Origin of the sequence: Pseudomonas sp. PDM25 (assembly GCF_019219045.1) — a bacterium.
Lineage (GTDB): Bacteria > Pseudomonadota > Gammaproteobacteria > Pseudomonadales > Pseudomonadaceae > Aquipseudomonas.
The window spans coordinates 361,013-372,151 of record NZ_JAHUWL010000001.1; the positions used below are offsets into that span (position 1 = coordinate 361,013).

The window sequence follows — 11,139 nt, forward strand, 5'->3', positions numbered from 1 at the left end:
GGTTGCCTCACACAAGCGGTGAATCAAAAGGAGCGGCAGGCCCTGCTCCGTAAGGCGTACGCCGTTACCAACATACTCCCGGGCCTGTTCGCCGGTACGATCTACTCGCCGATAAATACGGCCTCACGCTTGCTGTGAAACGCTTCGACGCCTTCCTTGAAGTCCTTGGAACTGCGCAGACGGCTGTAGCAGTGACCTTCCATTTCGATCGCGACGGTCAGCGGCGCGTCTTCGTTGTCGTTGATCAGTTTTTTCGCCGTGCGCTGAGCCAGCGGCGAGAAGCGCCGCAGTTCATCGACCAACGCATCGACGGTGCTTTCCAGTTCGGTATCCGGCACGACCTCGGTCGCGATACCCCAGGCGTAGGCCTGGTCGCCGGTAATGCGTTTGGCGCGCATCACCATGTGCTTAGTGCGGGTGATGCCGATGATTTTCTGCAAGCGCGCGGAGCCACCCGAGCCCGGGATCTGACCCAGGTTCTGCTCAGGCAAGGCGTAGCGAGTGGTTTGCGAAGCAATACGGAAATCGCAGGCCAGGGACAGTTCGAAACCGACGCCGAAGGTGTAACCACGGTTGGCGACGATCACCGGTTTTTCGCAACGTGCCGGTGCCGCGACGTTCCAGGCCAGCTTCGAAACGTGCTCGGGCGAGGCTTCGAGGAAACCCTTGATGTCGCCGCCGCTGGAGAAGTGTTCACCCACCGAGCGCAGCACGATGACGCGCACGTCTTTGTGTGCATCGAGGGCTTCGAAGACCAGGCGCAATTGATCGCGCTGCCCCATGGAAATGACGTTCAATGGCGCCCGGTTGAGGATGATGTCGGCGCGCTCGCGGGACACATCGACTTCAACCTGGAAGCCATCGAACTGAGTGTCGAGAAATTGCTGGATCGCTTGTTGTTGCATGAGAGTGTCCTCTGGATGATTAGCTGATGGCCTTCAAGGCCTGTTCCTGGAATTGGGCCAGCAGCACGCGCCGCAGCACCTTGCCCACTGGAGACTTGGGAATCTGATCGATGAACTGGTAACGCCGTGGCCGCTTGAATTTGGCCAGGCCCGAAGCGATGCAATGGGCATCGAGGTCTCCTTCCGAGACCTCGGCGCGCGGCTTGATAAACGCGGCAATGATCTTGCCCCACTGCTCGTCGGGCAGACCGACCACCACCACTTCTTCCACTGCCGGGTGCAGAGAGAGCATGTTTTCGATTTCCGCCGGGCTGACGTTTTCGCCGCCGGTGATGATCAAGTCATCGACACGCCCCGTGACGAACAGATCGCCCTCCAGATCGAAGTAGCCGATGTCACCGGTGAAATACCATCCGTCACGTAATGCCTTGGCGGTCGCTTCGGGGCGGTTCAGGTAGCCTTCGAACGCCTCGTCACTCGCCAGGTCGGCGATGATCTGGCCCTCCTCCAATGGGTTGACCTGCACATCCGCCGTTTCAGCATCGATCGGCACCACGCGCACGCGCTGGTTCATTGCACTGCGCCCTGACGAACCGGGTTTGCGGTTGGCTTGCTGGTCGATGGTGAAGGTGTAGATCTCCGAGCTGCCGTAATGATTGACGAACAATTGCGGCTGGAACGCCTGCTCGACACGACGCATCAAGCCGTCGCTCATCGGCGCACCGGCAAAGCCGATTTTCTCCACACTGGCAACTCGCTCGCGAGCAAAGGCCGGGTGTTCGATGAGCATGTGGTAGAGCGTCGGCACCAGGTAAAGGTTGCTGACTTTTTCCCGCTCGATGGCCTGCAGCGTGGCTTCCACGTCGAACTTCGGCACACAGACGAAATGTCCGTCGATCAACGCCATGGACAGCAACGAACGCACGCCCATGGTGTGGTAAAGCGGCATGACACCCAGCGTGCACTCGCTCTGGCGGTAGAGGTTTTGCGCCACGTGGGCAACCGCCGCGGCGCGTTCGCAACGGTGCCGACGGGGCACGCCCTTGGGCTTGCTGGTGGTTCCGGAGGTGTAAAGCAGCAGTGAATAGTCTTCGGCGTCGGCCTGCAAAATGATGCCGGAGGGGGTCTGCGAACACAGTTCCTCGAAACTCAGGTCGGTGTTGGCGGCACGAAGTCCGGCGGCGATCCGAGGCAGCCTTGTGGCGGCGCTGCAACCGGCCACGGCGGTCACGGTAGCGTCGTCGTAAGCCACTGCCCGGATTTGCGCATCTTCGATGCAGTAACCCAGTTCATCGGCCGTCGAACGCCAGTTCAACGGGGTCATGACGATGCCCGTAAACTGACAGGCCCAATGCAAGGTTGCCATCTGCCAGCGGTTTTGCATTGCTACCAGCAGTCGATCACCGCGTTGCAGCCCAAGGCATTGCATGCCCCAAGCGGCGCTCTGGATATCGACGAACCAGTCTTCATAGGTTTTCTTCAACGCACCGTCACTGACCGCCACGGCGTGCGGCCGGCGTTCAACAGCAGCGAGGAAACTGCGTCCGAGATCGAACATTATTGTTATACCCCTTTGTTCGTTTGGCGCTGGGCAGCGACTTCGAGCACGGCCTGGACGATGCCGGTGTAGCCCGTGCAGCGACATAGATGCCCCGAAAGCATGTCGCGTACCTGGGTCTCGTCCGGGTTGGGTACCCGTTCCAGGAAATCCACGCAGGACATGAGAATGCCCGCAGTGCAAAAGCCGCACTGCAAGGCGTGATGACGGCGAAAGGCTTGTTGCAGGTCGCTCAGAGTGTCGTCGTCGGCCAGGGACTCGACGGTCTCGATACGCCGCTCGTGTCCCTGTACTGCGAGCATCAGGCAGGAACGCATGGCGACTCCGTCCACCAGCACCGTGCAGGCACCGCAGACACCGTGTTCGCATCCGACATGGACACCGGTGGCACCGAGGTCGTGGCGCAGGAAGTCGCAGAGTTGGGTCCGCGGTTCGGCTAGCGCTTCGCGGGAGCGGCCATTGAGTTCCAGGCGAATCGGAAAGGTTTGGTCGGCAGTTACACGCATGTTCAGACTCCTTCGATCAGCTGATGACCCAGCTCGCGAATCAGTTGGCGGCGATAGGCAGCGCTGGCCTGCACGTCGTCTTGAGCGTCGAGCGACCAGGCGGTTTGATTGAGCGCGTCCGGCAGCGCCGCACCACGTGGCAGGCTGCGACGTTGCGGACGGTCGGCGACCCCGCCGATGCCGAGTTCGACCTGGTCCGCGCCGATGGCCGCGGCCAGGGAGACAATTGCAAAGTCGCCGTGGCGCATGGCGATTTCACGGAAGCGATAGGTGATGCCTTCGCGCTTGAGCGGAAAACGCACCTCGACGACCAGTTCATCTGCACGCTTGTCGGTGGTGAGAATGCCTTGGAAGAAGTCGGAAGCCTTGACGATGCGCTTGCCTTTTTTCGACTCGAGAACGATCTCGCCGCCCAGCGTCACCAGGCACAGCGGCAACTCGGCGCTGGGGTCGGCGTGAGCCACCGAACCGCAGACGGTGCCGCGATTGCGCGTCTGGAAGTGACCGATCCAGGGCATCGCCAGTGCCAACAGAGGAACCTCGTCCATCAGGGTCGAACGCGCCAGCAGCTGCGCCTGGCGTACCCCTGCGCCTACCGCCAGGCAATCCTTGCGCAGTTCGATATAGGTCAGCTCAGCCACATGATTGATATCGATCAGCAACTTGGGTTGAGCCAGGCGCATGTTCAGCACCGCCATCAGCGACTGGCCACCGGCAATGATGCGAGCGTCCTGGCCGTACTCGGCGAGCAACTCAACCACCTGACGACGGGTGTCAGCCCGAACGTAATCGAAAGCAGCCGGTTTCATTGCGCACCTCCCTTGCCAAACAGCGCGCCAAGCGAGGCCCGCAGTCGCGCCCACCAGCCGGTGGAGATGGCTTGGCCGCTGACCCGTTGCGACAGGCGAGTAAAGATTTGTCCGATGATCACTTTCGAGGCCCCTTGCAACATTCGGCCGCCGACCGCAGCGACTTTGCCGCTGACCGCCACCTGGTATTGGTATTCCAGACGTGTGTGGCCATTTTCCAGTTGGACGAAACGAACCTTGGCCTGACCCTGGGCCGAACCCATCGAGCTGCTGCCGGAACCGGACAGACGCAATGAATGCGGCGGGTCCAGATCACTCAGGGCAACCTTGGCCTCGAAGCGCGCACGGATCATGCCGACGCCGACGGTGACGTCTGCGCGGTAACGGTTTTCGCCTTCAAGCACGAGGTCGTGGCAACCGGGAATGATTGCCGCCAGCGTCTGCGGGTCGAGCAAGGTATCGAAGACCTGTTGCGGCGCAGCAGGAATCACCACCGAGTCGTTGGCCCGCAGTGCCGGTCCACCGGCAGCTGCCGCGTCCAGGTTTTCATCGGGCTCCATACCGGCGGGCCGTGGCGGCTCGTCGATCCCGATGAGCGTGCGTACTTTCGATGGCGTCAGTGGCAGACGGATGTCCGAGCGGCCAAGGGCGTCGGCCACCGCGTTTGCGATGCACACCGGCGTGCTCATATTGTTGCCCTCGCCCACACCCTTGGCGCCCAGTGGGGTGAATGGCGATGGCGTTTCCATGTGCAGGATCACCGGTTCGATCACTTCCGGTGCGGTCGGCACCAGATAATCGGCGAAGGTCCCGGAGAGGAAGCTGCCGTCCTCGCCATAGGCGAACTCTTCCATCAGCGCCGCGCCCAGGCCCTGGGTGAAGCCACCACGAATCTGGCCATCGACCAGCGCCGGGTTGAGCAGGCGGCCGGCGTCATGGCAGGTGATGTAGCGATCAATGTGGATCTCGCCGGTCATGCGGTCGATTTCCAGACCACAGATGTCGAAGACAAAGCCGTAGCACAGCGAGCTGTTGACCTGATCCTGGTCGTCCGGGGCCACCAATTGCGGCGGGCTCCAGAAGGCGGTTTCGCGCAGTCCGCCACTTTCACCTTCCGGCAGCAGGCCCGGCGACCAGTGGGTCGCACCAGCAATCCGATGGAATGGCGCCACCGCCCCGCCATTGACCACAAAAATCTTGCCACCGGCGAAACGAATATCTTCGGGACTGGCCTGCAATTGCTCGGCGGCAATCGCGGCGAGGCGATCGCGGATCTTCAGCGCGGCCTTATAGGCGGCACCGGCCACAGCGCCGGCGAAGCGGCTGGAATAGTTGCCAGATGCAATCGACCAGGCGTCCTTCTGGGTATCCAGCTCGACGTTGACCACGATGGATTCCAGCGCGACGCCTAGCACTTCGGCGACGACCTGAGCGACGGTGGTTTGATGGCCCTGCCCTTGCGGTGCCGAGGACACGTGCACACTGACGTCACCCAACGGGCCGACGTTGATGGTGGCGGTTGCGACAGCGCCGTTTTTCGGACCGGCCTTGCGCCGCTCTTCGGGCGTCATCGCGGTGGTGATGTAACCCATGTTGGAAATCGAAGGCTCGATGACAGCGGCATAGCCAATGCCATAGATCCGGCCTTCGGCACGGGCCTGATCACGACGTTTGAGCAACTCGTCGAGTCCACCGTCAGCCGCCGCCAAGGCAATGCCTGCCTGGTAATTGCCGGAATCGAGCAACGCACCGGCGGCCGCGCGATAAGGGAAGGCATCGGCCGGCACCAGGTTGCGGCGGATCACGTCCAACGGATCAAGGTTCAATTGCACGGCGATGTGTTGCAGCAGCCGCTCCAGGGCGAAATACACCTGCGGGCCACCGAAACCACGGTTCAGGCCGGATGGGGTTTTGTTGGTCAGCACCACTCGGTTGCGCACTTGCAAATTGCGGATCGCGTAGGCGCCCGTCAGGTTGCCGTGCATGCGGTAGAACGTCGCCGGTTCAGGCGCTCTCAGGTAGGCACCACAATCGTCGATCTGGTCATAACGCAAAGCGGTAATGCGGCCATCCGCTTCCACCGCCGCTTCAATTTCGGTCACCCGATTGGTCGCCGAAGAAGCCCCCTGCAAATGTTCCAGACGGTCCTCGACCCACTTTACCGGTGCGCCGACCTTGCGTGACGCCAGGCCCATCATCACCACGTAAGGGAAAACCCCTTGCTTGATGCCAAAGCTGCCGCCGGAATCTTTCGGTGTGCGCAAACGCAAGCGGTTGCCGGGCACATTCAGTGCACGGGCCATGACCGTGTGCAACGCGTAGGGACCCTGGAAATTGGCCAACACGTCATAAATGCCGGTGGCGCGCTCGTACTGAGCCAGCACCACATAGCATTCAATGGGTGTGCAGGAACTGCGCGGAAACTTCACTTTAAGCGAGACTTTGTGCGGCGCCTGCTCGAAGGCCTGCTCCGGCTCGCCATAACGAAAGCGTCGTTCGTTGACCACGTTGCTGCCGACGGCTTCGTGCAGGATCGGCGCCTGTTCGGCGGTGGCCAGTTCGGGGTCGATGATCGGGGGCAGCGGCACGTATTCAACGCGCACACCTTCGATGGCGTCCTCGGCCAGATAGCGGCTCTCGGCGATCACCACGGCCACAGGCTCTCCGACGTAACGCACCTTGTCGACGGCGACGCACCAGTGCTCCATCGGCTGCCGCACCCCCACCGGGAACGGTAGCGCCCAGCGTTTGACGTCTTCGCCGACCAGTACGCCGTGCACGCCTTTCATCAGCAGCGCTTTGGAAAAGTCCACCGAGGTGATCCGCGCATGAGCGTGGGGTGAACGGATGATCGCCGCGTGTAGCGTACCCGGCGGGATCGCAGCGTCATCGGCATAGCAGCCAAGGCCGCGCAACAATGCGGCGTCCTCGACACGGGTCTGACGGGCGCCGATGTGGCCGGTCTGGCTTTCGGTAGCAGGTTGGAAACTAGTCATTTTTCGCGGCTCTTGTTGTTTTGCAGCGCGATAGCGTTAGAGCCGAGTGTGTGAGAAAGGCGCAGGGAGCGCCTTGCCTGGGGAGAGGGAGTTCTGCGCTGGGGTCTGAAAATTTGCCTTAGCGTCTGATTTTCAGGTCTGGGACCCGACAGAATTGCCGGTCAGAGAGGGGGAAGCGGGATGGCTCAGGAACGCTTCGATTTCTGCAAAGGGCATCGGTTTGGCAAAGTAATACCCCTGAAAAATATCGCAGCGACTGCCCTCCAGGAAATCCACCTGAGCAGCCGTTTCCACGCCCTCGGCGACCACCGTCAGGCTGAGGTGATGGGCCATGGAAATGATGCCTTGGGTGATCGCTGCATCGTGATGGTCAGTAGCGATTTCCTGGATGAACGAGCGGTCAATCTTGATCTTGTCGATGGGCAAACGCTTGAGGTAGCTGAGGCTGGAAAAACCGGTGCCGAAATCATCGAGCGCAAGATGCACCCCCAACGCCTTGAGCCGGTGCAACGTGTCGATCGCCTGTTCAGCGTTATGCAACAGAAGCGACTCGGTGATCTCCAGCTCCAACTGCTCACCCCGCAGACCATGTTTGTCCAGGGTAGCCTGGACACACTGGACGAAATGGCCACGCTGAAAATGCATCGGCGAAATATTCACGGCCATCGAGATGCCCGTGATGCCCTGCTCGCCCAGCTGGCGCAGCTGCGCGCAAGCCGTATCGAGTACCCACAGGCTCAGCGCGATGATCTGGCCGCTGTCCTCTGCCACCGGCACAAACACCGCGGGTGAGATAAATCCTTTTTCCGGATGCTCCCAGCGCAGCAACGCTTCGATCCCGACCACCCGGCACGTGCGCGCCTCTATCTGCGGTTGATAATGCAGCTGTAACGATTGAGTTTCGATAGCTTTTTGCAGGTCATTGCGCAGGCTCGCGTGCTCACAAACGCGCTGATTAAGATCGCTGGTATACCACTGAAAGTTGTTGCGCCCTTGCTGCTTGGCTTTGTACATGGCCATGTCAGCCTGCTGGATCAGCTGCATCGGCTGCTCGATGTGACCATCGCTCAGGGTGATACCGATACTGGCACTCACGTGCAGGTCAATGCCCTGGACACAGTAGGGTCTGGCAATGCTGGCCATCAAGCGCTCGGCCACCGGGACAACGTCCTCATCACGAAGCAGGTCTGGCAGCAGAACGATAAATTCATCACCGCCCATGCGCACGATGGTATCCCCGGGACGAACCTGCTCGGTCATACGCTGCGCCACCTCAATCAGCACCTGATCGCCAAAGTAGTGCCCGGTCGAATCGTTGATGGATTTGAATCCATCCAGATCAATGCACATCACCGCCAGACGACGCTTACGCCGACGACTGATGTGACAATCCAGAACAAGCCGGTCTTCAAGCGAAACACGGTTGAGCAAACCGGTCAGCCGGTCATGGCTGGCGTTGAAGCTCAATTGGCGCTCGAAATGCTTCTGTTCGCTGATGTCCCGGGCAATGCCAAATACCCCGACGATCTCTCCGTTGACCATGATCGGCAGGTTGGAGATGTCCATGGTCAACAGTTTTTCACTCTCGTCGCGAACCCGTGCCTCGAAGCGCTGGGGCGCTCCGGCGCGGGCTGCGGAAAAGTGCTGACTGACCCGTTGCAGGTCTTCTTCAAGCACCAGATGGGAAAAGTGATGACCAATGAAATCGGTTGCTGTGTGCGGTTTCAGCTTCAGGCCTGCTGGATTCACACTCTGGATGTTGCCGACCAGATCGAGGGCGAACACCGGATTGGGGTTGTAGGTGAACAATGAACGAAAACGCTGTTCGCTTTCCTCCAGACGTTGGCCGTCACGCTCATGGAGGATCGCGATGACTGCCAGTTGGGCCGCGCAGGCCAGTTGTTGAATCTGCGCCTCGTCCGGCGCATGGGCGCGGTTCTGGTACAGAGCAAATGTGCCCAACACGCTTCCTTGATGGGAGAGCAACGGCACCGACCAGCAGGAACGCAGGTTATGCCCCAGCGCCAGGCTGCGGAAACGCTCCCAGTTCGGATCCTGGGCGATGTCTTCGGTGACCACCAGTTCGCGCCGGAACGCTGCGGTGCCGCAGGTTCCTTCGTGTGGACCAATGGCCATGCCATGAATCGCCTCGCTGTATTCCACCGGCAGGCTGGGCGCCGCGCCGCTCAGCAAGCGTTTGCCCTCGGCATCAGTGAGCAGGATAGAGCAGAAGGTTTCGGGGGCCTGATCGTCAAGCATCTGGCAGATGGCGCAGAGTATTTCGCTCAGATGATGGTCGGTCGCGATCATGCCGAGAATGTCACGTTGAGACTCGGGGAGTGCCTTGCTGTGAAAGCTGGGACGAGTATTCACGGTGATTCCTGAAGACTCTCGAGGTCGTCCGGTCTTCAGAGAGCCTGAAATAGTGGGCGGCCGATCACTGTCCACTAGTGCGTCGGACGCGCACTCTATAGAGCACCGGCTAACTAATAAAAGGCTCAGATTCAACACAAAAAACAGTATCAGATTGCCGCCGTTGAGCTGGAATGGTCGGGGTGTTCGGCCGTTTCGATGTTCTGCTGGGCCGGACAGTTCGGAAGCTGCTGCCCGGTTTCCATGAACATCGACCGATGAACATTTCCACGCCAATAGCCTTCGGACCTGCGGCAGTACATAGTAACGGCCTGCTTATGAACATATGACATGGCCCACTTGTTAAATCATGTATTGCTCTATAGCTGCGCATAGGTCCTGTCCGCTTTCCTCTAGGCATTACATCTCCAGCAATCGATGACAGGCACCCAGATCAAAGCGTCAGCCCGCTACCGCTGTGGCGCATCAAAGGACTCTATAGATCTCAGAAACCACCTGCATCGTTGCGTCTTCGATCGTTCCTTCATTTCGGCATAAAACCCAGTCGTGATCTGCAATCGCTTGCTCGAACGCTTGGGTACATGCGACATGTTCTTCCAGCTTATGGATCACCGTACTGCTCAACCCACGCCGTCGTGCCGCTGCCCTTGCCCATGAAATTTCAGGATTAGTGACAACCCCGACATGCAGGTCTGGCACTCGCACGTTTCGATCAATGTTCAACTGCAGAATCTCTGCAAACGGGATTATCCGGCGAAACGCGGCATCAGACGGGTACCAGCGATCGATCAATATGATGCTGCCTGGTGGCTGTTTAGCCAGCACGTGCTGGGAAATCCAGGTACGGCTATCAGCAAAACGCTCACAAACTTCCAACTCCAAATCCCGGGTGGGATTTCTGACGAGTTTGTTAACGAGGGTCATTGTTTCCCCCCTATGGGGATCGCTTTTTCTCTCGCAAAGTCGGATCACCTTTTTGTTGTCTGCTCTCAGTGCTTTCGTAACGGCCTCCAACAGTGTGGTTTTGCCGGCTCCCTTGGGCCCATCTAGAGAAATAAACAGCGGAGGATTCATTCTTCACATAACGATTGATATACGGTTTTTTTTGCCCGGTTCGTTCGCTGAAACCGCTTGGCGCGACTATGCGAATCGAGTGGAGGGCCCTTATGAACAGACATTGATGAGCACTCTAACGTATCTTGCCGGCTGATTGCTCCACCGAACCTTCCCAGTCAGGCAAAAGGCGAATGAGTCAGTTTGACTAACGGGATTAGGAGCGGCCTCGCTAGAGCGTCGCTCCTCTGAAAACTCCGCCACGGCGTTACACAGGCCAGCGAAGCTGGACCCCTGTCCTGCAGCATGTGCCCATTGACGTGCTGCGTTAACCCGCGATCTTTTTTGCAAGCTCAGCGACGTGTTTGCCTTGGAAACGCGCAATATCCAGTTCATTTTGTGACGGTTGCCGTTTACCGTCGGCGCCTGCCAGGGTGGTCGCGCCATAGGGCGTACCGCCGGTGATCTCGCTCATGTTGGTCAGCCCTGCGCAGGTGTAAGGCACACCCACGATGACCATCCCCTGATGCAGGAGTGTGCTGTGGAACGACGTAATAGTGGTTTCCTGACCACCGTGCTGGGTGCCGGTCGACGCAAAGACACTGCCGATTTTCCCGACCAGCGCGCCGCTCATCCACAATCCGCCGGTCTGGTCGAGAAACGTGCGCATCTGTCCCGCCATATTGCCAAAGCGCGTCGGTGTACCAAAGATGATGGCATCGTAATTGCCCAGCTCGTCAGGTGTCGCCACCGGAGCCTTCTGGTCAAGTTTGACGCCGATGGCTGCTGCCTGTTCGGCCGGGATGGTTTCGGCGACACGCTTGAGCGTCACGTCGGTGCCGGGGACGGATCGTGCGCCTTCGGCCACTGCGCCAGCCATCGTTTCGAGGTGACCGTACATTGAGTAATAGAGAACCAGTACCTTCGCCATGATTTTTT

8 protein-coding genes are annotated in these 11,139 nt (G+C 59.6%); all 8 read right to left on the bottom strand.

What is annotated here, in order from left to right; translation table 11 throughout:
• Positions 1-101 precede the first annotated feature (101 nt).
• Complete coding sequence (locus tag KW848_RS01445; RefSeq protein ID WP_116579521.1) at positions 102-905, bottom strand: enoyl-CoA hydratase/isomerase family protein; 804 nt, start codon at positions 903-905, stop codon at positions 102-104.
• A gap of 19 nt (positions 906-924) precedes the next feature.
• A complete protein-coding gene (locus tag KW848_RS01450) occupies positions 925-2,463 on the bottom strand; it encodes an AMP-binding protein (RefSeq protein WP_008060979.1) in 1,539 nt (512 codons plus the stop codon).
• Between the two features lie 5 nt (positions 2,464-2,468).
• Entirely contained in the window at positions 2,469-2,969 is a 501-nt protein-coding gene (locus KW848_RS01455) for a (2Fe-2S)-binding protein (RefSeq protein WP_008060977.1), read from the bottom strand.
• Between the two features lie 2 nt (positions 2,970-2,971).
• Positions 2,972-3,778 carry a xanthine dehydrogenase family protein subunit M gene (locus tag KW848_RS01460; protein WP_218534925.1) on the bottom strand — a complete coding sequence of 269 codons (807 nt, stop codon included), beginning with the start codon at positions 3,776-3,778 and terminating at the stop codon, positions 2,972-2,974.
• Positions 3,775-6,774 carry a molybdopterin cofactor-binding domain-containing protein gene (locus KW848_RS01465; RefSeq protein ID WP_218534928.1) on the bottom strand — a complete coding sequence of 1,000 codons (3,000 nt, stop codon included), beginning with the start codon at positions 6,772-6,774 and terminating at the stop codon, positions 3,775-3,777. Before KW848_RS01465 ends, KW848_RS01460 begins: the two co-directional genes overlap by 4 nt.
• 132 nt (positions 6,775-6,906) lie before the next feature.
• Positions 6,907-9,147, bottom strand: a complete 2,241-nt coding sequence (locus tag KW848_RS01470) for a bifunctional diguanylate cyclase/phosphodiesterase (RefSeq protein WP_218534929.1) — start codon at positions 9,145-9,147, stop codon at positions 6,907-6,909.
• A 465-nt stretch (positions 9,148-9,612) separates the two neighbouring features.
• Positions 9,613-10,221, bottom strand: a complete 609-nt coding sequence (locus KW848_RS01475) for a dTMP kinase (protein ID WP_218534931.1) — start codon at positions 10,219-10,221, stop codon at positions 9,613-9,615.
• Positions 10,222-10,528: 307 nt separating this feature from the next.
• On the bottom strand, positions 10,529-11,131 hold the full coding sequence (gene wrbA / locus KW848_RS01480; protein WP_008155417.1) for an NAD(P)H:quinone oxidoreductase: 603 nt from the start codon (positions 11,129-11,131) through the stop codon (positions 10,529-10,531).
• Positions 11,132-11,139: the final 8 nt, after the last annotated feature.